The sequence below is a fragment of the Methylomonas fluvii genome (assembly GCF_014850975.1).
GTDB lineage: Bacteria > Pseudomonadota > Gammaproteobacteria > Methylococcales > Methylomonadaceae > Methylomonas > Methylomonas fluvii.
The window spans coordinates 676,442-699,917 of record NZ_JACXST010000003.1; the positions used below are offsets into that span (position 1 = coordinate 676,442).

At 55.7% G+C, this 23,476-nt stretch carries 17 protein-coding genes, 2 pseudogenes and 1 riboswitch; of the genes and pseudogenes, 4 read left to right on the forward strand and 15 right to left on the reverse strand.

Annotated features, from left to right (window positions below; genetic code table 11):
• Positions 1 to 192: 192 nt before the first annotated feature.
• The 7 genes and pseudogenes from EBB_RS20615 to EBB_RS20640 form a co-directional block, all read right to left on the reverse strand.
• Positions 193 to 2,604 (reverse strand): COR domain-containing protein, encoded by a 2,412-nt coding sequence (locus tag EBB_RS20615; RefSeq protein WP_225587819.1) that lies wholly within the window; start codon positions 2,602 to 2,604, stop codon positions 193 to 195.
• 15 nt (positions 2,605 to 2,619) lie between these two features.
• Positions 2,620 to 3,252 (reverse strand): annotated as a pseudogene (locus EBB_RS26855) (leucine-rich repeat domain-containing protein); the annotation flags it as partial.
• Positions 3,253 to 3,679: 427 nt separating this feature from the next.
• Complete coding sequence (locus tag EBB_RS20620; protein WP_192395600.1) at positions 3,680 to 4,234, reverse strand: M15 family metallopeptidase; 555 nt, start codon at positions 4,232 to 4,234, stop codon at positions 3,680 to 3,682.
• A gap of 9 nt (positions 4,235 to 4,243) precedes the next feature.
• Positions 4,244 to 4,828, reverse strand: a complete 585-nt coding sequence (locus EBB_RS20625) for a nucleotidyltransferase family protein (protein WP_225587646.1) — start codon at positions 4,826 to 4,828, stop codon at positions 4,244 to 4,246.
• Positions 4,821 to 5,942 carry an XdhC family protein gene (locus EBB_RS20630; RefSeq protein ID WP_192395602.1) on the reverse strand — a complete coding sequence of 374 codons (1,122 nt, stop codon included), beginning with the start codon at positions 5,940 to 5,942 and terminating at the stop codon, positions 4,821 to 4,823. The genes EBB_RS20625 and EBB_RS20630 overlap by 8 nt, the downstream gene beginning before the upstream one ends.
• 247 nt (positions 5,943 to 6,189) lie before the next feature.
• Entirely contained in the window at positions 6,190 to 6,573 is a 384-nt protein-coding gene (locus EBB_RS20635; RefSeq protein ID WP_192395603.1) for a hypothetical protein, read from the reverse strand.
• A 34-nt stretch (positions 6,574 to 6,607) separates the two neighbouring features.
• A pseudogene (locus EBB_RS20640) lies at positions 6,608 to 6,793 on the reverse strand (hypothetical protein); the annotation flags it as partial.
• A 493-nt stretch (positions 6,794 to 7,286) separates the two neighbouring features.
• A riboswitch (cyclic di-GMP riboswitch) is annotated at positions 7,287 to 7,361 on the forward strand.
• Between the two features lie 429 nt (positions 7,362 to 7,790).
• Here EBB_RS20640 and EBB_RS26110 point away from each other — a divergent pair.
• The 3 genes from EBB_RS26110 (at position 7,791) to EBB_RS20655 (ending at position 11,966) form a co-directional block, all read left to right on the forward strand.
• Positions 7,791 to 8,540: a hypothetical protein gene (locus EBB_RS26110; protein ID WP_223146888.1), complete on the forward strand. Its 750-nt coding sequence runs from the start codon at positions 7,791 to 7,793 to the stop codon at positions 8,538 to 8,540.
• A gap of 197 nt (positions 8,541 to 8,737) precedes the next feature.
• The gene (locus EBB_RS20650; protein ID WP_192395604.1) at positions 8,738 to 9,571 is read left to right on the forward strand and encodes a hypothetical protein; all 834 of its coding nucleotides are present in this window, start codon (positions 8,738 to 8,740) and stop codon (positions 9,569 to 9,571) included.
• Between the two features lie 193 nt (positions 9,572 to 9,764).
• Complete coding sequence (locus tag EBB_RS20655) at positions 9,765 to 11,966, forward strand: cytochrome-c peroxidase (RefSeq protein WP_192395605.1); 2,202 nt, start codon at positions 9,765 to 9,767, stop codon at positions 11,964 to 11,966.
• 276 nt (positions 11,967 to 12,242) lie between these two features.
• Here EBB_RS20655 and EBB_RS20660 read toward each other — a convergent pair whose 3' ends face one another.
• The 8 genes from EBB_RS20660 to EBB_RS20700 all read right to left on the reverse strand — a co-directional run bounded on the left by EBB_RS20660 (position 12,243) and on the right by EBB_RS20700 (position 21,340).
• Entirely contained in the window at positions 12,243 to 13,364 is a 1,122-nt protein-coding gene (locus EBB_RS20660) for an XdhC family protein (RefSeq protein WP_192395606.1), read from the reverse strand.
• A gap of 294 nt (positions 13,365 to 13,658) precedes the next feature.
• Positions 13,659 to 14,459: a 2,3-dihydro-2,3-dihydroxybenzoate dehydrogenase gene (locus tag EBB_RS20665; RefSeq protein WP_192395607.1), complete on the reverse strand. Its 801-nt coding sequence runs from the start codon at positions 14,457 to 14,459 to the stop codon at positions 13,659 to 13,661.
• Complete coding sequence (locus EBB_RS26115) at positions 14,456 to 16,519, reverse strand: MFS transporter (protein ID WP_223146889.1); 2,064 nt, start codon at positions 16,517 to 16,519, stop codon at positions 14,456 to 14,458. The genes EBB_RS20665 and EBB_RS26115 overlap by 4 nt, the downstream gene beginning before the upstream one ends.
• On the reverse strand, positions 16,519 to 17,502 hold the full coding sequence (locus EBB_RS20680; protein ID WP_192395608.1) for a FecCD family ABC transporter permease: 984 nt from the start codon (positions 17,500 to 17,502) through the stop codon (positions 16,519 to 16,521). Before EBB_RS20680 ends, EBB_RS26115 begins: the two co-directional genes overlap by 1 nt.
• The gene (locus tag EBB_RS20685; protein WP_223146890.1) at positions 17,499 to 18,521 is read right to left on the reverse strand and encodes a FecCD family ABC transporter permease; all 1,023 of its coding nucleotides are present in this window, start codon (positions 18,519 to 18,521) and stop codon (positions 17,499 to 17,501) included. The genes EBB_RS20680 and EBB_RS20685 overlap by 4 nt, the downstream gene beginning before the upstream one ends.
• Positions 18,518 to 19,456, reverse strand: coding sequence for an ABC transporter substrate-binding protein (locus EBB_RS20690; protein ID WP_192395609.1), 939 nt, complete (start codon positions 19,454 to 19,456; stop codon positions 18,518 to 18,520). Before EBB_RS20690 ends, EBB_RS20685 begins: the two co-directional genes overlap by 4 nt.
• Positions 19,453 to 20,241: a siderophore-interacting protein gene (locus EBB_RS20695; RefSeq protein ID WP_192395610.1), complete on the reverse strand. Its 789-nt coding sequence runs from the start codon at positions 20,239 to 20,241 to the stop codon at positions 19,453 to 19,455. The genes EBB_RS20690 and EBB_RS20695 overlap by 4 nt, the downstream gene beginning before the upstream one ends.
• Before the next feature lie 118 nt (positions 20,242 to 20,359).
• A complete protein-coding gene (locus EBB_RS20700) occupies positions 20,360 to 21,340 on the reverse strand; it encodes a helix-turn-helix transcriptional regulator (protein WP_192395611.1) in 981 nt (326 codons plus the stop codon).
• A 157-nt stretch (positions 21,341 to 21,497) separates the two neighbouring features.
• Between EBB_RS20700 and EBB_RS20705 the strand changes: the two genes are divergently transcribed.
• The gene (locus tag EBB_RS20705; protein ID WP_192395612.1) at positions 21,498 to 23,471 is read left to right on the forward strand and encodes a TonB-dependent receptor plug domain-containing protein; all 1,974 of its coding nucleotides are present in this window, start codon (positions 21,498 to 21,500) and stop codon (positions 23,469 to 23,471) included.
• Positions 23,472 to 23,476 lie beyond the last annotated feature (5 nt).

The window sequence follows — 23,476 nt, forward strand, 5'->3', positions numbered from 1 at the left end:
AACGTAGCGCGAAGGGACGCACCTTTCGGGGAGGATGGACGCAGTTGCCGAAGCCGAAAACAGACAAACCTTCAAAACCGCCACGGATCCAAAGCCCAAAAACAGAGCGGATGGCAAGCTTTCTTGCTTTGTGTGGCGATACCAAGTTATTGATTTGGATGAAAGCAACGGGTTCTTATAGCTCGCCGCTGTCTAATCGGGCAGGATTTGATCGGGTATCGACGGTTGCTGGGCATCATAATGTTGCTTACACAACCAGCGGTAATCGCCGGTGTAAGTAGCGACACGGTGCAGGCCAAGTTTGGCCTGGGTCGGGTCGATGTCTTTGAGGAAGCGATGTAAAGCCAGAATGCCGGAGCGCTCGGCTGCGCTGAGCCTGTCGCGTTGCAAATCCCCGTGCTCCGCAATTTTGATTCCCTCCGGCAGCTTATCAACAATTTCTTTTGCCAATTCCAAATGCTTGTCTATGCCCCAGGTTTCTGTAGCTTTGCCGTCGAAGAAGGTATTGATAGCCGGCGCGGCAATCGGCGCGACGGTTTTAAGCAGTTTCAGCGCAAAACTGGCGTAAGGTGCAACCGCCGCCAACCATTCGCGGCTTTGCTCAACAGTATAAACGCCTAAGCCTTCATCTGTGACTGGATGCTGGCAGCCTTCCGCTTCGCACCAGAGTTGCAGTTCTAAAGGGCGTTTGAAAATATCGGTTTTTAACAAACTTACCTTATGCTCGCGCAAAGTAAACAGGCGTGGGCCGCGCTTGGCTTCGTTGGCAATCGCGTTCATGGTTGCCATGAAATAATCGGCGATGCGGCTGTCCATACCGGCCAGTTGTGCTCGGGCTTGGGCAACTTGTTCCTGAATCTCGCGCAGTTGTGCGCTGGTGTCACGTTCCTCAAAGCCCATTAATAATTCGGTGATGGATTGTTTCTTGGAGCACTCTTGGCAACGGATAGTGCTGTCGCCATCGGTCAGAAACTCGCGCAAGGCGTGGATATTGAAACGGCCTTTACAAGCTTGGTTGCCGATAATTTCCGGGCAAGGTACGGCAAAACGATAGCGGCCTACTAGGCCCGGCCAGTTATCGGTAATCAGTTTTTCCAAGGTCGAATGCAGCACATTCATAAAATGCTCAGGCCAGGCGGCTTGGGCATACAAATGAAATTCCCGATCGCGCTTTTCCAACATCGCCTCGCCATGTGCGCCATGCCGCAAAAACATGCCTTTTTGCCAATGCAGGCGATGACTGTTTTGATTGACCGCGTAATCATGGGTGCGCACAATCATCCAAGGCACTAAACCGGGCGGGTCTTCTTCCATCGCGCAAATCATCGCAATGCGGCGCAGTTTTGCCGGTGCGTCATCTTCTGGAAACCACGGCAGTTCGGGGCGTACTTGCGGCACGTGTTGCGCTACCAGACTGGCTTTGCCGTCCAGTAAGCGGTAGCACACATCGTATTTTTCCATCAGCCGCAAAAAGAACGGGTAAAGTTCCGACGTGTACCGCGGTTCGCCGGCGAAGCCGTGTTCATGCCAGACCTGGTATAACTGGTCATCGGGCAACAGGCCTTCGCGTTCGGCGGTGGCGCGGTTTTCCAGCACAAAGCCGATGGCTTTGGTCAGCCATTCGGGTTTAAGTACCACGTCTTCGCGCAAGTTTTCGTCATCGGCGTAATGCACGATATAACCAAGGTCGTGCATCAAATGCGCTAGCGTGTCGGCGTCTATTTCGCTCAAGCCGTGCGCGGCGCAGGTTTGGCAAAAGGCCGAATAAGCGATACGCGGTTCGGGCAGGTCAAGCAATTCATCGCGGGCGGCTTTCCAAGCAAGGTTAAAGCCCATGCCCATTTGCGGTAGTTTCGCGGCTGCGGCGGCGATGAGTTTTTTCAATTCGGCGATGCCGGTCATCTCGCCGCTGGTTTCGTCAAGGACCAGGCTGTCGACTTCGTGAAAGCCGACAATCATGTCGCCGTATCGGCGTTGAAAATCCGCTTTATCGATCCGCGCCAGATGCCCGCCCGATTTGCAATGGGTGGAGATGATGATAACCCGCGCCTCATCGCCGACCCGCAAGCGTATCATGTCCAGCCATTCGTCCAAGCGTCCCTGTTGGACATTGTTGCGCGGTTCCCAAACCAACAGGTACAGCGAACGCTTGCTGAAAAAGAACTGGTGGGTGACGCGGTAAACATCCTGCCCGCCGAAGTCCCAGGCGTTGAGTTGAACCTCCACGCCGTCTTTATCCGGATGCGCTAGGCGCAAAGCATGTCTATCAATTTCCACGCCGTGCGTGGTCGGCTCGCCTTGTCGCGGTGCGTTTTCCGTCGTGCCTTTCAAGGCTTTGAGCAGCGTAGTTTTGCCGACATTACCTTCACCGACCAGCACCAGCTTGGCTTCGTAAAGAGGCTCGGCGTTTAGCTCCAGGCTAATGAGGTATGCCCAGAGTGGCGCATAGCCTTCGTAACTGCCTTCTTGACAAGCGTCGTATGCGCTTTGCAGGGCGGGGTTAAGGGGGTTGTCGTCGAGGTCGAGTGTTTTCAGTTTGCTTAATTGACAAATTTCGAATGGAAGTTCTGTGAACTTATTTCCGCCTATGTATTTATCCCCCAACTCCAATTCCTCTAAATAAGCAAGGTTAGATATAGTTGGTGGAATTTGGGCTAAGTCGTTATTAAAGACACATAATTTTCTTAGATTAGTTAATTTGCCGATCTCAGTCGGTAGTTCTTTAAGATGTTTGCCTATAGATAATGTTACTAAATTGACAAGATTAATTATTGCGCTTGGAAATACATAAAATTCACAATTAATAAGCCATAGAGTATTTAAGTTTTGTAATTCAGCAATCTCTTGTGGCAAAGATTTGAGATTGGTGCCACCTGCTGTAAAGTTGATAAGATTTGTTAGGTGACTAATTTTATGAGAGATTTCTTCTATCGGATTACTAGCAATGTTAAGGTAATTAAGATTTCGAAAACCGTATATAAACTCTGGCAGGGTTTTCAGTTGGTTGCCGGAAATATTCAGCTGTGTCAACTGCGCGAGTTGTTCCAGCGATTCCGGCAGCGCAGTCAGTTGGTTGTTGGAAAGATTCAGCGACTCTAACTGCGTGAGCTTGCCAATGGTTTCCGGCAACTCGGTAAGTTTGTCTTCATCGGGAGCATCCCACTTATTGCTAAGATCAAGCACCGTTGCGCCCGATTGCAGCGCTTTTCTAATTTTCCGTTCCGCTTCGATATAGGCTTGGTTTCGGCTCATGGATGTTCCTGTGGTAGCTGGGCTGCAAGTTTCGAATGTGAAATTCTACCTAAAAAATCCTGATTAGCCGCCACCCTTTAAAATGCCGAGCCGTGAGCCGGGACCACCAACAGCTCCTAAGCTTGGCAGCCCGGCCATTAACTGAAGCGAGCGCGGGGTGGGATTTGCAACCTCGCCTCCTAAAATTTCACTAATCGCCAATGATCCCCTGACGCACATTGGCAAACGTTACGAGCGGCGGAAATGAGCCGGTTTGCAGTCGTTCCTCAATGCGTGTTCTGTGGCGGCTTTTGGCCCGGGCTGTGTGGAAAATGTAATTTCAGAAATCTTGGAAATAGCCAGCCAAGTGGAGCAAAATTTTATTTTTTGCATTTCATTTTTATGTTTTTACACAGCCTCGGCCGACGGCTGGCCTACTATTTTAAGGTCAATAATTCCTGGAATCGTCCCGATAGCACCAATGCCAGGGTTCGTAAACATACCCGAAGCGGTTATCGCGCGGGAATGACAGGAAGCATTGAAAGCGTTGTGCGTTTCTTGATAGCCACTGAAAAGCAGCAGTCTGTTCGAACCGTTCGCCCAGTTCCGGGCAGTCGTCGCTGCCTATATCGATGGCACGCCCGGTGTGGTGTTCGCTGTAACCGGGCGGGGCCAAGACGCGCAGAATCTCGTCGATAGCTTGACCCTTCCCGAGCTTGCGCCGAATAATGTCGGCTTGATAATCCACACTACGAAAGGCCGAGACCATCAGTAGCGCAATACCATCCTCGGCGGCGGCCTGTTTCAATGCGTGCCAAGCGACTGTCGCAGCCGCTGTGAGATAAAACGCCCTGCCCTGCGGCGTGGTTTCCGCGATGATCAATTCGGCGGGCTCACCACATAATGCCAAACCTCTGGCTGCCGGCAGCTCTTCCGGAATGCCCAGTTCGATGAATAGCTCGTGAATACGCTGCAAGTAGGCGTCAAGCGGTTGGGCAATCATGGGCTGCACCTAATTGAGTGCATGCAAGCGCTGGTAATCACCCTGCGTATCGACATCCATTTCCGCTTCTTGTAGCGGGACTTTTACCAGTGTGTCTTCGAAGCGCAGCAACAAGGGCTTGGCTCCCCGGTCGCCGGTCAAGCTGGCTAGCTGCGCAAAATATGCGGCCGGAAACACGGCCGGCACGCCAAACGATTCGGCGTACTGACTGGCCACGATGCGATCAGGTGCGTTTTGCCAGGCGCTAAGCAAACTTTGCAGATGCGCGGCGTTGATCAGGGGTTGGTCGCACAGCATCAACAACACCGCGCTAGCCGTTTCCGGCACAGCCTGGATACCAGCGCGAATCGAACCGGCCATACCGTCCGCCCAATCCGGATTCAACACCACTTTACTACCGCTCAAATCGACTGCGGCTTTTATCGCCTCAACATTTGCGCCCAATACCACCACCATCCGCTCCGCCAACACGGCTTGCGCATTGGCAAGCGCATGCGCCAACAAGGGACGGTCTTGCCAGATCAGTAATTGCTTGGGGCTGCCCATCCGGCTGGACGCACCGGCCGCCAAGATGACGGCATAAACATTATCCATGGCTGCAAGCATGTTCAATCGCAACCGGCTCTTTACCCAGTTGCAAGCCGCTACGGCCATTGAGCTGGGCCTGAATGCCGGCCACGATAGAGAAGGCAATTTCTTCCGGGGTCTGCGCACCGATGTCCAACCCGACCGGACCGAATACCCGTTCGGCTATCAGCGCGGCATCGTCGCCCAAGCTGTGCAATAGCCGCTGCTTGCGATGCGCCGGACCCAGCAGGCCGATAAACCCTGCCCGACAGTGGACGACGGCTTGCAAGAAGCGTTGGTCGTATTCGACGTTATGGGTCATCAGCATGATGGCATCGAAGCGCTGCACATCCAGCTGCGCCGTGACCTGTTCCGGTAACAGGTAAAGGAATTGGTCTGCTTGCGGAAAACGCTCGGGTTTGATGTGCGCGGGCCGGTGATCGACCAAAGTGACGTGCCAACCCAAGGATTTGGCGTAGTTCACCAGCGGTATGGCATCGGCGCCGGCGCCGAATATCAATAACTGCCAGGGCGGTTGCACCGGATCATAAAAGGCTTTAATGTCTTGGCCGTCAAGCGGATGCGTTTCGATGCGCGGTTTTTGTTGCAGTGCCGTTTGCAGCGCCGCTGTAGCGAAGGGAAACGGCGCGCTGGGCAATATCGGCTGTTCGCCGACAATGGCAGCCGGCAAGAACTGGCTGCGGCCGGACGGGAAATCCGCATGCGCAGACTCGAACACTGTCACCAATACCCCATGCGCTTGCGCTTCGGCGGCTTCGACCAACAGATTCAACGGACTAAATTCTTGCTCGGATTTTAATAATTGCAGCAACACCCGGACAGCGCCGTTACAACCCAAGCCCAAACCCCAAATCGCATCTTCGCCGGAACGCATATCGTAAAACAGGGTTTTGGCTGCGCCGGTTGCGAACACCGAAGCAGCCTGCTCCACCAAGTCCCGCTCGAAGCAGCCGCCACCCAGCAAACCGACCAACTCGCCGGCCTGGGTAATCAGCATCCGTGCCCCGGCCTTTTGATACGTCGAGCCGAAGGTTTCGATGATGGTCGCCAGCACACTATCCTGCCGGTCGCGTTGCAGTTGCCGATAGGCTTCGAGCAGATGATTGATGTGATTGGCCATGATTTACTCGCTTGCGGGTCTGCCGGCGATTGTACTAGCCCTATCAGCTCCGGCTCAAATCGCTGCCACAAATTGGCGTGCGTTTTTTATTGGATGATTCCGGCACTGGCTACTCTTATAAAGAGATTGCCGCTTGAGCAGTTAAAAGTTGGCCAGGGTTTTGTCCGCGATTTGTTGACCGCCCACAACGCCCCCCTATCGCCTGCACCATCGTAGACATCGCACAAAGCGCAGAAGGCAATGAAACTCAAGCCTTAGCTTTTTTATCCTTGCGGATGCCCCGCACCGCATAAGTCCTGGCTTTATCTTTGGCGGTTTCCGCAAAGAAGGTCTTCCAGGTCTCGCCGCCTCTATCGGCAATTGCCGTCGAAAAATCCTTAAATAAACTGATACCTTCCAACACCATTGTCGGGGTAAATCCATAATCGTGGGTGAGGTAGTAACTGATGCTCATCAGATAGGTTTTTTCTCTACTCATGAGCTTGATCAGCCGTTGCTTTTGTTTGTCGTAGACATAGTAAGAGGTCAGCGCCAGTAAGCTAAGACCAAAAAACTTCGTCCACAACAAAATATAGGCATCGTCTTCATAGAGCTTCTGACCCTTGTTCAAAATGGCATCGGTTTTATTCATAGTTATCCTCGGTGAAAGTGTCGGGCATCTTAATTTAAGTTTGAAAATTTTGTGTTGGAAATATTGGATAGCGTCGTCGCAAGGCAGCCGCCCAAAGCGCAATACAACGTAAGTGCAAGGCTGCCAAGAACCAAGCTGGTTTTTTAACTTAACGAGTAGCTATGCCATGCCATCGCGTCAAATGCAAAAAAGCATTTTCCAGCCGATGGCGAAGGCGATAAGAGGAATCAACCGTTTTCTGGAGCTGAGTAATTTTCGTCGGCAATTGGCAGATGACTAAAGCTTTGGTGGGGCCGGTCGTCGATTGCCGCCGAAGGCATGATACGCATGTGAATCTTCGATTATTGTTTCTGAATTTGCTCCAAACTTTCGTCCGAGCCCCCTTGTTTTAAAGCATCGCCAGCTTGGTATATCACTACCCCAACTGATGACTTTTACCCTTACGGGGCAAACTGAAAGCTGCCGCCCAATATCTCTTAAATAAAATAAGGGATATAACCCAAAGTACGTGAAATAACACACTCTCCATAGCGTTATAGCCATCTAAAGCCCCAGAAGACCGCCAGATCTATTGCTGCTCCGTCCTATCAAACAAAAATTCTTATCCCATTGTTTTATATGAATATAACCATAGAAAAACACTAGCAACCCAGGTTTAAATATTTTTTGGTACATATTTTGCTTTCCAATTAGTGCTGCACCCTGGGGCGCAGCCACCAAGTCGCCACACTCGTCGCAAGGCGGGGCCGGAAAGCTGCGGATCTGATTCAGATAGTCGAGCTGCCTCTTATGAGCGGGCAAGAGAAGGGTCTAGCCGGTCGAGATTGATAGGACGGCAACTATCCCATAGCACTCGCTCACTAGTCAGGAATAGCTTGTTATATCACCTGATTAGTCTGAACCCGTTGTTTAACTCACTACGCAAGCAAGCCCGGTATTTAAAACTCTTTGGACTGTCTCTCTCGCAACCATAGCGTAGCGTGATCAATTCAGGAATATTGAAATACATAGCGGTTTTAAGGCTGTTCAAATTGCGCGGGAAGCCATTGGCCCAGCACTTACCGTACGCAAAGGACCGGAAAGTAAGAGCCGGACATGGCGGCATCCGGCGCATGTGCGTTAGGCAACGACTCGCAAAGGGAATTGCGAAACATTGAATGTCGCCGGTAGAACCTACCGGTAAAAATCTACGTCTTACTATTGAAAGGAATTGAAATATGTCTGTTAACACGAAACATGCGCCTGCCTTGAAAAAGGTCGCTGCAACACTTGCTATTTCACTTTTAGGCCTCGGCAATGTACAAGCCGAGACCGTAAACGGCACCATCTATAAAACCGTCGACCCGGTTCACGGCGCCGGCACCACAATCGATTTCTATTCGTTCTCGTTGTCATCGGCTGCCAATGTGATAATCGATGTCTTGGCGAATGAAGGCTACGCAGCGGGCTGGGGCGCGCATCCCGGCGCCTATGTCGATATAAACGGCGACGGCGAACTGACACTGGCAGATAGCCAATTCCGCATTTTTCAGGACACAGTCTCACTGACTAGCGAAATCGTTAGCGGCGACGACAGTCCAGCCTACACCATACCCGGCAATACCGGCGGATGGGCCGATGGCAGCTTGTTGAGCCGAGACTCCTACCTGGCTACTGCATTGGACGTGGGCAATTACATTATTGCTTTTGGCGATTACTCTCTGACCATTGAAGAAGCCGTACTGGGTTTCAACAAGGGCGACACAATCACCGGCGCGACTGGCGTCAACCCGATAACGGGCGCCACCGGTCAAGATCATTTCGACTATCAAATTACCCTGACCGCCACCGACTACGTCACCGGCGCCAACCTGCCTTTGACCATAACCGGCGAGGGTGTTAGCGCAGTACCGGTGCCAGGGGCCGTTTGGTTATTCGGTTCTGCATTAATGGGATTCGGAGTGTTCGGCAAACGCCGCACCGCGTAAACCCCAGCAGACAAGAGCGAAAAGGTCAGCCGACATCAGCTGTCGACTCACCCCTCGCAATGCATGTCTAAACCCTTTGGAGATGTCTATCTTTTGGCTGCCAGGCCCGAAATACCCAGACAAATCCAAATTAAACAGCAACTTAAATCTACCACAATCGTAAACCACGATGTGGTAGATATTGGAGACACTCAAAAATGAACATCGATTTACAAACTATTTTTAAAATCACCCTATCCTCCGCAGCGTTAACCCTTGCCATCGCTCAACCTGCTGCGGCGGCTTGGTCAGGTGCCGATAACACTCTCGAGCTGGGCACCAGCATCTCAAACCCTAGTTTTAATTCCAGCAATTTGGGCTTCGCGGGCAATCCATCTCTGTCCAATGATGGTTGGGGCATGCAAGGTGCATTTACCAACTTCTATTTAAGCTCATCAGCCCAATCCGTGACTGTCGACGCGCGTTCGTCCGCGGCAAACTTTCCGGCTTTTTCAATTTTCAGAACCAATGTGGCTTATTCGGGTGAAACGGTCGGCGTCGATTCACCCGCTGAGCTAACCGGCCAAATTCACAAATTTAACTCGGTCGGCCAAGCCGGCGATCCCGGCATAATGTGGGCAACAGGCGCGGACGGCATTGTCGAAACCCTGGGCTACGTTAGCTCCTCAAGCAAAAACTACGTTAACTCTTTCGGTGGCGTCATCGACTCCGGCGCCCACGATGTCAGTATCGACGACCTGTATGAAACCGGCGTATCCGGCTCGATAGGCGTCACCGGCAACCCTGCTTTTGCCAACACCAAAAGATTCGCGACCTTGACGCTGAACGATTTGCAAGCTGGCTGGTATGCCGTGTTCGTCGGCGGTGCAGACGTCCTCGGAAGCAGTGCCGGCATCTCTTTGAACATTTCCGCGTCAGCCGCCCCTTCTACCTACACACCAGCGGCGGTGCCAGTACCCTCCGCTGTATGGCTGTTCGGTACGGCACTGGCCGGCTTTATAGGCAGAGGCAAACGCAATGTTAAAGCGTAAGCCAACACCCAGCACGTAAGCCGATGTTCCTATAAAAAAGGAAGCTTGGCGAGGGACTTCGCCAAAGGAATAAAGGATGGCCGATAAATTACGCTTTGTGATTTATCGGCCTTTTTTATAGTTCAAGCCCGCTGATGCGGGCGTTTTGGCCGTATTTTTTTGCCAACTAACCATTTCTCAGTGGAGTTTCACCATGACATTGTTTCGTCATAGCCAATTAGCGATTGTTTTAGCCGGAAGTGTGCTGCTCAGTTTCAGCGCCGCCGCCGTCGAATTGGCACTAGGGCCCATGCCTATAAGCCTGAAGCAGTTGCCCGTTCCGCCTGTTCCCGGACTACTGGACGGCCCGGACCCTATTGTCGTCAACAAGAATGCCGCGATTGCCTTGGGGAAAGCGCTGTTCTGGGATACTAACGTGGGTAGCGACGGCATGGCCTGTGCGTCCTGCCACTTTCACGCCGGCGCCGACGGCAGAGTAAAAAATCAGCTTGCTCCGGGCGGTCAATCCAGCCCTTTAAGCGATCAAACATTCAGCAATGCCATGACCGGTGCGTCTTTAGGGCCGAATCATACCCTCAGCATCGGCGACTTTCCGTTACATCAACGGGAAGATCCATTCCAAGAGCATTCTGCGATCCTCTACGACACCGACAATGTAGTCGGTTCGTCCGGTACTTTCGGCGGTGAATTCAGAGCCGTGGACCGCTACACAGCACCTAACGACACATGCAGTCGCAGCGCCGACAGCCTATTTCATGCCGGAGCGGTCGGCACCCGCAAAGTAACGCCGCGCAATGCGCCCAGCGTGATCAATGCGGTGTTTAATCATCGCAATTTTTGGGACGGCCGCGCCAACAATGTGTTTAACGGCAGCAGTCCTTGGGGAGACCGAGATCCCGACGCCGGCGTCTGGGTAAAACAGAACGCCACGACGCTAACCAAGCAACGCCTGCATTTAATCAATTCCTCGCTGGCGTCATTAGCGGTGGCTCCACCGCAAAATAGCACCGAGATGGCCTGCCGCAACCGGAGCTTGATGGAACTCGGTAGAAAGCTGCTGTTACGCCGCCCGTTGCAAAACCAAAAAGTACATCCTGAAGACAGTGTATTGGGCTCTTACAGCCTCAATACCAAACCTGGCACGAACACTCTGTATAAGCTGCTGATCATGCAGGCATTCAATCCCAAATACTGGTCGTACAGCGGTAACCCGCCAATTCCGGCCCCCAAAGGGTTTGCACCCTATAATCAAACCGAAGCCAACTTTGGCATGTTCTTTGGCCTGGCCATCCAACTTTATGAAAGCACATTGATTTCGGACGAATCGCCCTTCGACAACAGCGCCCGCGACGTTGGCAATCAACCCATAGAACTAAGCGCGTCAGAATTGAACGGCTTAAAACAATTCAGAAAAAATCAGTGCGCGCTCTGCCATTTAGGACCCAACTTCAGCGCGGCATCGATCAACGCCAATGCGGCCATTGCCAAAACGCATCCGGAAGCCTTCGGTGAACCGACTTTCTTCATCAGCGCATCCACCAATGTGGTCAATCGCATACCATTGCTTATCAAAAGCGCCCCAGTCACCGCGTTTTTCGATACTGGCTTTTCTTCCACAGGCGTCACGGAAGAAACGGCCGATATTAGCGCAGGCGGCATCGACGACTTTGGCAACCCGCTATCATTCAGCCGGCAATATTTACAGCATTTGGCGGGCAATAATGCCGCTGTACTGGATGAAGATGTCAGCAAAGTTAGGGCGTGCGATTTTCAGGAAGCCCTTGCCCTAAATATCAAACTGCCTTATTCGCTGCCGAGCTTGTTTACCATCACCGATGGCATAAGACCCCAGCCACAAAGTACGGAGAACTGTTTCCTACTCGCAAACAATGCCTTTTTGCCCACGACAGCTGCCGCTTTAGCTGAGTTGAACAAGCCCAATACCCGGAAAATGGTAGCGTCTGTCGACTCGACATTTAAAATCCCCTCGCTCCGCAATATCGAGTTAACCGGACCGTACATGCACAACGGCAGCATGGCCACTCTGGAACAAGCGATCGAATTTTATTCGCGAGGCGGAAATTTTGCCTACGACAGCAAACAAGTTACTCGGGTATTTCCGCAGCCTAATCTACAACTGGATGCCCAAAACCGAGCCGACTTGATCGCCTTCCTGAAAACCCTGACGGATGACAGAGTCCGCTACGAAAAAGCGCCATTCGATCATCCCGAAATCAAAATACCCCACGGCCATGTTGGCGTGGAGCAGACAGTAAGCGGCGGTAATCCGCTGGGAGCTGTTCTGGGTAAAGATGAATTTCTGACCATTGAAGCTGTTGGCGCCCAAGGCAATTCATCGCCGATACAGCCTTTCGAAGCGTATTTGGCACCCTAACGCGGTTTAAATTTCAGCCCACAGTCACCGGCTAAGGCCGGTGACTTCCAAACCATGCAACGCTGAAAAGTGAATAACAGCGCCTTATCTAGGCCACACCGTTAGGTATGGCCCGAAAATAGGGAAAGCAAGCAATACTTCCCTAGCAAACACCGGCTTCTAAAAAGAGTGATTCTTAGAAAATAGCCCATATTTATCGGCAAAACGCCGCGATAAATCGCTCCCGTCATTTATCCATGCTCAGCGCTGGGGCATTCTCAGTCGGCAGCATGCCCATTATCCATGGCTGCATTCATGTTTGATCGCAACCGGATCTTTCCCCAGTTGCAAGCCGCTACGGCCATTAAGCTGGGCCTGAATGCTGGCCACGCTGGACAGGGCAATCTCTTCCGGGGTTTGCGCGCCGATGTCCAAACCCACCGGACCGAATACTCGTTCGGCTATCAGCGCGGCGTCGTCGCCCAGGCTGTGCAACAGCCGCTGCTTACGATGCGCCGGACCCAGCAGGCCGATAAACCCCGCCCGGCAGTGGACGATGGCTTGCAGAAAGCGCTGATCGTATTCGACGTTATGGGTCATCAGCATGATGGCATCGAAGCGATGCACATCCAGCTGCGCCGTGACCTGTTCCGGTAACAGGTAAAGGAATTGGTCTGCTTGCGGAAAACGCTCGGGTTTGATGTGCGCGGGCCGGTGATCGACTATAGTAACGCGCCAACCCAAGGATTTGGCGTAGTTCACCAGCGGTATGGCATCGGCGCCGGCGCCGAATATCAATAACTGCCAGGGCGGTTGCACCGGATCATAAAAGGCTTTAATGTCTTGGCCGTCAAGCGGATGCGTTTCGATGCGCGGTTTTTGTTGCAGTGCCGTTTGCAGCGCCACTGTAGCGAAGGGAAACGGCGCGCTGGGCAATATCGGCTGTTCGCCGACAATGGCAGCCGGCAAGAACTGGCTGCGGCCGGACGGGAAATCCGCATGCGCAGACTCGAACACTGTCACCAATACCCCATGCGCTTGCGCTTCAGCGGCTTCGACCAACAGATTCAAGGGGCTAAAGTTTTGCTCGGCTTTTAATAATTGCAGCAACACCCGGACAGCACCGTTACAACCCAGGCCTAAACCCCAGATCGCATCTTCGCCGGAACGCATATCATAAAACAGCGTTTTGGCGTCACCGGTTTCGAACACCGCAGCGGCGTGTTCTACCAAATCCCGTTCGAAACAACCGCCGCCCAGCAACCCGATCAATTCGCCGGTTGTGGTGATCAGCATCCGTGCCCCGGCCTTTTGGTATGTCGAGCCGAAGGTTTCGATGATGGTTGCCAGTACACAGTCATCCTGGCTACATTGCAGTTGCCGATAGGCTTCGAGCAGATGATTGATGTTATGGGCCATGATTTACTCGCTTGCAGATGTCGAGGCGATTGTACTAGCCATATCAACTCCAGCTCAAATCGGTCCGCAATAGCGGTAATTGCCGGACCCGCACGCCGGTGGCGGCGAAGATCGCATTGCACACCACCGGCGTCATTTTCTCGGTTTATATTTAGGTTAAACAGCTTCGCTCATATCGGACATTCGTAGCCATCAGCGTCGGGACCGCCATACCACTTTGCGCGCAGACGAACCGCTCGATTTCCAAACTTCTTACGGGCAATTCATCATGGCCACACGCGGACTATTTTGCCGTTAACCTAACGTCGCCCCACCATCAATCACTAAATCCTGAAGGGTGATATGTCCGGCCCGATCCGACAACAGAAACGCCACGGCATGAGCTATATCGTCCGGTTGGGCCAGTTTGCCGAGCGGAATCCCCAGCCGATGTTGCGCCAAGCATCCTTCGATGACTTGCGCGGCACCACCGGCACCGGCGTGCCAGAAGCGGCGCTGCATATCGGTTTCGGTCGAGCCCGGCGACACCAGATTGCAACGAATGCCATATTCTGCCAGTTCCAAGCCCAAACAGCGGGTGAATTGCGCGGCGGCCGCCTTGGATGCAGCGTAGGCCGCCATACCGGTCCGCGGCGTCGATGCTGCATTGGAACCAACCGTCACGATAGCCCCGCGCCGCCGCTCGCGCATCCGACGAGCTACCGCGCGGCTTAGCGCAAATACACCATGACAGTTTACCGCAAAGCTTTCAAGCCAGTCCTCGTCACTGGTATCCACTACATGACCGGGAAGCAGCACGCCGGCGACATTCACCAGATAGTCGATTTCACCGATTTCCGCTTCCACGCCAGCGATCACGGACTCAATGCCGGCGCGGTCGCGTAAATCCAGCGCCAGCGGATATAGCTCCGGCACAGACTCATAAGCCTTACGCAAAGCGTCGGCGTCGATGTCGATCGCAACTACGGTCAAGCCCTCGGCGGCCAACACAGCGGTTACCGCCTGGCCGATGCCGCGCGCGGCACCGCTTACCAGTGCAACGCCGGGGCGCGGTCCGAATCCGGCGCTAGGTGACGACTGTCTTGCCGATTTCATGATTCGGCCCTGGCAACCGGCGTAAGACAATCCGTCGTCGTTGTCGATGCCCCCTTCGACGCGCCGAAGCGGTGTAAGCCGGCCAGCAAGCACAAGCTCACGCAGGTGACACCCGCCGCCAGCCAGCCGACGCGTTCAAAATGCTGCAATACGGCACCATCCCCGCCGGTCATTAAGCCCGCGTACCAGGCTGCTAAACCGGATGCGGCCTCGGTGCTCGCGGTATTCACCGCCATGTAACGACCGCGCAACGGTGGCGGCACCCTGCCAATCAGCCAAACCAAGGCCGGAATAGACCGAGTGGAGGTTAAAGCCATAAACAACACGAACACCAGCGTCGTTTGCCATAGAGGCCCCGGTTGTAACTGAGTCAACCACAGATGCGGAATTATGCTGGCAACCATCAATACAGCCAAAACCCCGGCGGCTCCGAAACGATCCACCGCACGGCCAATACCGCGCGCCACCGCGAAAGTCGCCAATCCGGCGCAAAGATAAATCCAGGACAAATCACGTAAATCAACACCCAATGTGCCGTTCAAGTGCGCGCCCAGATAAGGCACGATCAGAAAACCGGCAAAAACGATGCAAAAGCTCAACACCCAACCCAAGGCCAGTGCCGGCGAACGCAAACTCCCGCGCCCGGCACCGACCCTAACGGGTGATCGGGGTAAGGCCCGGTACAATCTTAGCCACCACAAGGCAGATAGTGCCGCAACCGCTAAAAAAGGAATTCGCCAGCCGCCCAACGCCGCCAATCCCAGGCCCGAGGGCACACCGATCACGGCACACACGCCGAAGGCCGACATAATGGTACCGATGGCCTGGCCGCGGCGCTCGGGCTCGATGCGGTCGGCTATCATCGCCATCATGGTTGCGTTCATCAACCCGGCGCAAGCACCCGCCAACGCCCGCGCGACCAGTAATTCGCCGAATTGCCCCGCAAAACCGCAAGCCAGCGTGGCGACCACAAATCCGGCGTACAAGGCCAACAAGGTGCGCTTGCGGTCGCCGCGATCAATCCATCGACCACCGACCAGGCTGGTCAGCGCCGAGGCCAGCGTATAGACACCAACCAGGGATCCGAAGCGCGCCGGACCAATGTCAAAATCGCGCATCAGCGCCGCGCCCAGCGGCATCAGCACCATATAATCAAGTAAAAGCGTGAATTGAAGTACCGCAAACAACAGCACTAAGCGACGCCCCGCAACGCTAGCCGACGCTTCGGCGGACGAGCCGACCGAGGCCATGCTCACAGGCAAAGGCAGTGCTTGAGGCAACGGCAAATCGGCTTGTCTTACCGGGACGACGACAGGTGTACCGTCGGGTGCGGTCAGGATATAGCTATCGATACCGTAAAGCTGCCGCAATAAAACCGGATTCAATACATCCACCGGGGAACCGCAGGCCGCTAGTCGGCCGTTATCCAGGGCCACCAACCAATCCGCATGGCGCGCGGCAACCAGGTCGTGCATCACCACGATCACGGTGCGACCGGCATCCGCCAACGCCCGCAACAAGGCGATCAATTCCAGCTGGTGCCCGGGATCAAGCATGCTGCCGGGTTCGTCCAGCAGCAGGACCGGCGTGGACTGGGTCAGCATCATCGCTATCCACGCGCGTTGCCGCTGCCCGCCGGAAAGTTTGTCCAACGGCTGTCCAGCCAATTCCGTCAGATCGGTAAGACGCAAGGCTTCGCATCGGGCGGCCTCGTCTTCTGCTGACCAGCTCGCCATCCAATGCCGATGAGGATGGCGTGCCAGCGCTAGCAAATCGTTTACCCTCAGTCCGACCGGCGCTTGCGGAAACTGCGGTAAAAAACCCACGCTACGTGCCAAGTCGGCGGTCGAGAATAGTCGCAAATCGTCTTCGCCCAGCTGGATACATCCTGAATCGGCTTGATGCAGACGAGCCAGGCAACGCAGCAAGGTGCTCTTGCCGCAGCCGTTGGCGCCGACAATGGCGGTCACCCGTCCGGCCGGAATTTGCAGGCTGAGGTCGCGCAATACGGGTTCCGCACCATAGCCGGCGATTACTTGGTCAACCCGAAACTCCAACATTACCCGGCTCCGCAAGCTTTCGGCCGCACCAACAGCCACAATAAAAAAGGACCACCCAAAAAACCGGATACTACGCCGACGGGCACTTCGACCGGTGCGGCCGCTATGCGCCCGAGCAAGTCTGCACCCGTGACCAGTACCGCACCGATACTGGCGGAACACCATACCGGTATGCCGCCGTCCGGCGACAATCGCTGTGCCAGCATCGGCGCGGCGAGCGCGACGAAGCCAATAGGGCCGCCGACGCCCACCGTGACGCCCGCCAGCGCGGCGGCCAGCATCAGCACGGTAAAGCGCAGCTGACCTAAATTGACCCCCAAACCGCGAATACTGTCGTCGTGCAGACATAACAGTGCCAAAGCGCGGGAGATGACCCAACAGGCTGTCAGCAAGATGCCGAGCAGCGCCGCAGCCACCGTGACCACAGGCCAGGCGCGTCCAGCTAAACTTCCGACACTAAACGCATACAGACCGGTGGCATGGAAGATGGGCAATGTCGCCAAGGCAATGTCAAAGCCGGCGCGCAGTAAACTGGCAATGCCCAGCCCGACCACGAGCACCCGGTAACCGCGCGTACCCACACCGCCGGCGGCCAGCAAGGTGAATACAGCGGTGATCAGCGCACCCGCCACCGCACACCACCACGGGCCCAACAAACCGGTCGGATTTAGCATCAAACTCAGGGCCAACGCCAGTAACGCACCGTCGTTGATTCCCAAAACATCGGGGCTGGCCAAGCGATTACGCGTCAAGTTTTGCAATAAGGCGCCGGCGGCGCCGAGCCCGATGCCAACCACGAGTGCCGCACATAAGCGCGGCAAGCGAAATTGCGTGACCAGCGTGGACAGCCAGTCGGCCCCTGGGCCAAACAAGCCGGCATACACTTGCGATGCCGACAAGCGTGGCGTGCCGGCAACCAGCGCGGCATAGGCCAACATCAGCAATAATGGTATCGGCGCTAGGCGGCGAACAGCCTTGGTCATCGCTCAGTTCCGGCCGGCATTAAAGCCAGTGTGGCGTCGCGATTTACCATCCAGATCAGCAAGGGCGCGCCGATGCCGGCCAATACGGCGCTAACTGGCGCTTCGAACGGGGCAAGCAACAAGCGCGAGCTTAAATCAGCCGACAGCATCAGCGCCGACCCCAGCAAAATAGAATAGGGAAGTTGGGAGGCGATCGTCACTCCGGCCAGCGTCCTGGCGCAATACGGGGCGATTAACCCCAAAAACGGAATAGGGCCAGCAAGTGCTACGCTGGTGCCGGTCAACAGTGCCACGACCACCACCGCCCCCACCCTAGCCGGAGCGGGTCTCTGACCCAACGCGCGCGCCAGATCATCGCCCAAGGCCAGCGCCGATAACGGGCGCACCAGCCCCATGGCCGCCGTCAAACCGACGCCTATCAGCACCAGGCTAGGCCAAAGTAAGCCAGCATGCGGATGGGCTAAGGAACCCAACAACCAAAATCGATAACGATCTAGATTGGCGGTGCTGACCAAGGCCAGCCACGCCGTCAGGCTATGGCAGGTGGCGGTGAGCGCCAATCCGGCCAACACCAGCCGTAAAGGCGATGACTGGCCACCGCCAGCACGCGCCAGCAGCAAGACCAAAAGACTGCCCAAGGTTGCCCCACCCAGCGCCCAGCCGATCTGCGCAGCAGGACTTTGCCCGGCAAACAAAGCGATGCCGAGTGCCACCCCAAGTGCGGCACCACTGTTGACACCCAATAACCCGGTTTCAGCGAGTGGATTGCGCGTGACGGTCTGCAACAAAACCCCGGCAGCGCCCAATGCCGCACCCAGGGCCAAGGCCTTAAGTAGGCGGGGCAGCCGCAATTCGCCCAGTACCAGATCGACATGGGCGTCGCTGGACGCCCCTAGCAGCCAATGCAGACTGTCTTGCCAGCCGACACCACCTGCGCCAAAGCTTAACGATGCGAAGGCCAACAACAGCACGAAAAGTGGCAGCAGAACAACTAAAAGGGCGGATTTAGGCGCCTTCACGATCCGCTCTCCACCGCGTCAAATGCCGATACCACATCTTCGAGGAGGGTTTTGGCAGCCAGCGGACCACCGATGACCGTCCATAAAGCCGCATCCACTTCGCGCACTCGATGCAGCCGCGCTGCCCGCAATTCCGCAAAAGCCGGTTCGTCTCGCAAGGCAGCGACGCCGCGCGGATCGGGTGCAAAATTACCGATGAACAACCAATCGCCGTCGATGTCGGCCAATACTTCCCGGCTTAACGGCGCTCCATGTCCGGCACCGGGTTGACGTTGGGCAGCAGGCCGAGTCAAACCCAAATCTGTCAGAACCCGCCCGGCAAACGCATCGCCCAGCATATACATGGGGCCGTTCGGCGTAAGCCGAACAATGCTCACCGATTCACCCCAGTGCGTTTTCAGCTGTTCTCGCAGGCGGGCAGCCAGCGTACGATACTCTTCGAGTACTTGCGAGCCGGCCTGCTGCCGACCCACCGCATCGGCAATACGCCTTACGCTGTCTTGCCAGTGTTCACCAGGATAAAAGCTGACTATGGTCGGCGCAATCGCGCGTAATTGCTCCAGGAATGCAGGATCGCTCTGACCGCCGGCCAAGATCAAATCCGGGCGCAGAGCGACGATGCGATCCAAGGATGGCTGGGCGAAATCACCTACACTGTCTATCCCATTCACCCGTTCCCCCAAATAGCGCGGCGGGTGCTGGCTGCCGCGACCGTTGCTGGCACCGACGGGCCGGAGACCAAGCGCCAGCGCGGCGTCCAAATCCAACTCGCTCAATGCCACCACGCGTTGCGCCGCTTGTGGCACGCTTACCGGTCGGCCGATGGCATCGATTAACTCACGAGCCCCCTGTTCCGGCGTTGCCGGCGGCGGGCCATCGCATGCTGCTAATAGTAATATCAGCACAATCCTTACCCTAAACATACGTCTTTTCATGTATTCCCATCCATGCAGCGGTGCCGCTCGTCGTGGTAATCCTCTTCACTCCAACCCCGACACCAATAGGGCACTGCGTAAAGAGACGCGGGGGGTAAACCTCGTTCGCGCAGCAGGTATTGGCGAATGGCGAGCACAGAGGCACTCTCGCCGGCTATCGTCGCGAATACCTGTGCCTCCGCCGGCCAACGGATTTGGCGGACGGCGCCCGTCAGTGGGCTCGAAGCGCGCGCATGCAACCACTGCAACTGCACGCCCGGCGGATGCTGCAAAACCAGTTGGTCCGCCGCGTCCGTCACTTCGATCAAGGCCACTCCGCTTGCCGTGGCCGATAGGGTTTCCAGTACCGCTGCGATAGCCGGAAGGGCGGTCAAATCGCCGGCCAGCAAATGAAAATCGGCCGCGGCACTCGACAACGGGGGACCGCCAACGCCGGCAAGACCGATAATGTCGCCGATTGCGGCACGGATGGCCCAGCGCGAACCGGGACCGTCGTCGCCGTGCAGCACGAAATCGACATCGAGCAAATTCTCGGCAAAATCGACGCGGCGCAGGCTATAGGCACGCGCTACGGACCGGAAGCCGTCCGGCCACTGCGCGTCGCCGGTCGAGTTCGCGCCTGAAACAGGTAGCAGCAATTTGAGATGCGCGCCTGGCCCAGCATGCGCGATGTTTTGCAAGGCCTCGCCGTGAAAACGGATACGGCGTAAACGCGGGCCCAAACTGAGTGTTTGCCGTACAGTTAAGCGCTGAGGAACGCGGGTATGCGTACTAAGGGTCGTCATGCAAAAAATCGAGTGGTTAAGCTGACGTGGGATTATACGGTCGGCCATGGGGTAACTGGGGCGCGGGGCCGTGGATTGAACGGCTGGCAAAGCAGCATGCATTTTTTGCAAAGATGGCTTAGCAATGAGCGCGCAAGCTGCCGGGGGGAGTGCCAAATTGGCGACGGAAAGCCGTTGCGAAGTTGCCGGCGTTGGTGTAACCGGCCAAATGCGCCGCTTCGCTGACACTGACACCGTCGCATTCCAACGCGTGGCGCGCCTGATCCAGCAGCCTGCGACGCTGATACGCGAACACACTACTGCCGGTGTATTGGCGAAAGTAGCGCTGCAGGGTACTGGGACTCATGCCGATGCGCTCGGCCAAGGCCTGCATCGACCAGCCGTCGCCCTCTCCGCTATCGAGAAAGGCGCAAAATTCGGCCAATCGCCGCCGTTCGCGCGGCCTAAGCACGCACTCTGGCTCCCGGTGGCCGTCCGTCAGCGCCGCCAAAGACTCGGCGGCGATATCCAAGCAGCGACTTTCCAAGCATAGGCTCATCAGCGGCGTGCCGGAGGCGCACAATTCGAACACGCTAGCCGCCAAAGCCCGCAAGCGCGCAGACAATCGCCACTGTTGTGCCGCCAGATGGGTACCGCGCAATTGGTTCAGCCCCGGGTGTGGGGATAGTACGTGTTCGTGCTCGGCCAGCCAGCGGGTACCGAATGCCAAACTCACCACCTTCCGCCGCGCGCCGCGCCGCAACTGACGGGAAAAGCACTCGCGCCGACTTAAAGCGACGACCAGTCCGCGATGATCGCCACCTGCGCCCAGCAGAAAACGTTGACCGCCGTAGCTTACATCCGCCTCTCCAGCCAGCGGCAACACGATCAACAGCCCCGGCTGCAACATTCCCGTCACTTCCATATCGAGTTCGTCCCGCACATCTGACGCGTACAGCGACAAATCGGGCTGCAGCTGAAACTCCCTCAGCCGACCACTGACTATCGGGGAGCCGCTGGGAGCCAAGGGTACAGCCGCACCTCCAGGGGTGCTTAGACCCGGTCGCGACAGGGCCGAGCAGTCGATCTTGGATAAGGTGATAGTTGATAGCCGATTCATAGGATTTTGCCCGAGTGATTCATGAATGATGTTCCAAGCCGTCATCTGCGCGGCCCGCAAAGGAATCCGGTTCCCCCGCAAACGCACGTATTTGCTTTGAGTCGGATAATAGCAGCCACTAATGTTAATGTAAATCATTCCTATTTGAAGACTAATCATGAAAACCAGCTTCCCTGTCGGTTCGAAACTTACCCTCCCCTTAACTTTCTTTTTACTCGCGGCAACCGAACACTCGGTGGCTGGCTCAAATGAAGCGGATACGGATAAGACTGTCGTCATGGACACGATTAACGTGACCGGTAAAGCGGTCAAAACTGACACAGACACCGAAACGGTGGAAGACACACTCTCGACGTCGATCAAGGACGTATTCGAAAAAAATATCTCGGTCGGCGTCGGCGGCCCTACCGCGACTTCTCAAAAGGTGTTTGTCAACGGCATCGAGGAAACCAATCTCAACGTACAGATCGACGGTGCCCGGCAGGTAAACAATATATGGCATCACAACGCCAACCTGCTGATCGACCCCGGCGTGCTAAAAGCGGTCAGCGTGGATGCCGGCGTCGCAGCGGCGGACGCCGGCCCCGGCGCGCTAGGTGGCTCTTTGCGCTACGAAACCAAAGACGTCGATGACTTGTTGCAGCCCGGACGGGATTACGGTGCATTTTTAAGCGGCGGCTTCGCCAGCAACCTAGACACGTTTACCAAATCCGGCGCCGCCTACGGGCGGTATCGCGATGTCGAAGCCATGGGCTATGCCTCGCACGCCGAAGGCGGCAACTACGATGCCGGCAATGGTGATCCAGTCCTGGGCACCGGCACCAACCTGTTGAGCGCTTTAGGAAAACTAGCCTACACCACGGAGGGCGGACACCGTTTCGAGGCCTCGGCTCAGCATCTTTCGGACGACGAAATTCGACCGTTCCGCGCCAATTTCGCCGCAGTGCGTGGTCAGACCTTATTGTCGGAAAATATCTTCAACCGCAATACCGCCAACTTCAAGTACAGCACTCGGCAGCCGAGCAAGTTTTACGATCCGGAGGTCCGCTTTTACTATAACGATACGTCGCTTTCCCGACCGAATCCGAACGGCGGATTTCGTCCCGGCTATTTCGATTCCACCATCGAAAGCGTCGGGGCGACGGCGTTGAACCGCCTCAAAACGCCGTTGGGCGAACTCAGCGCCGGCATGGATTTTTACCAGGACCGAGCTCGAACCGATAACTTTCACGATGCTTCGATGACCGAAACAGCCCGAAATTTAGGCGGATTCGCGCAATTACGCAGTGAGCCCGCCGACTGGCTTAAATTTTCCGGCGGCGTCCGTCTTGATTCTCAAGAGTTCGAATCGGTAGACCGGAAACTGTTCGACAATACCGGCGCCAGCCCCAACGTTTCGCTCAGCATCACGCCCTTGACGGACTTGACGCTGAACGGCAGTTATTCCTATGTCTTCGGCGGCATCCAGCTGGCCGAAGCAGCACTCTTCCACACCATGCCGTATTCGGCTTATTCCGCCGATCTTGCAGCGCAACGCTCCACCAACGCCAAGGCCGGGCTCAGTTACCGCTTGGCAAGCGTCAAGTTTGAGGGCGAAGTGTTTTCGACCCGAATCCAAAATACGCCGGCATATCAAGAGGGCGAAGACAGTTTCGTCCGGGTTAACGGCCCGGCAGTCAAAACCGAAGGCTTGAATCTAGGCGTAGGCTATCAACGCGCAAATGCCGATTTCGGCGCGCATTACACCAATACCGAAGTCAGCTACGATCATTCTCAACTCGGCACACTGGCGTTCTACTTAGGCTCGCCCGTCGGCGAAATCATCAAGCTGCACGCCGCCTATGCGTGGCCGGAACTAGGTATAAAAACCGGGGTAAGTTCGGAAATCGCCCTGAAGTACCGCTTCGCACAGGATTCGGGCAATCGCGATCTCAACGGCTATCACACCTACAACGTCTTCGCCCAATGGCAGCCGAATTTTTACCGCGGCCTGACGCTGCGCGCCGAAGTCAACAATCTCACCGATGAAGACTATACCGATCGCTACACCGCCGGTACTGCAGTCGGATTCATTACGCCGCTGCAAAATCCCGGCCGTAGCGTACTAGTTTCAACCAGACTGGAGTTCTGAACCCC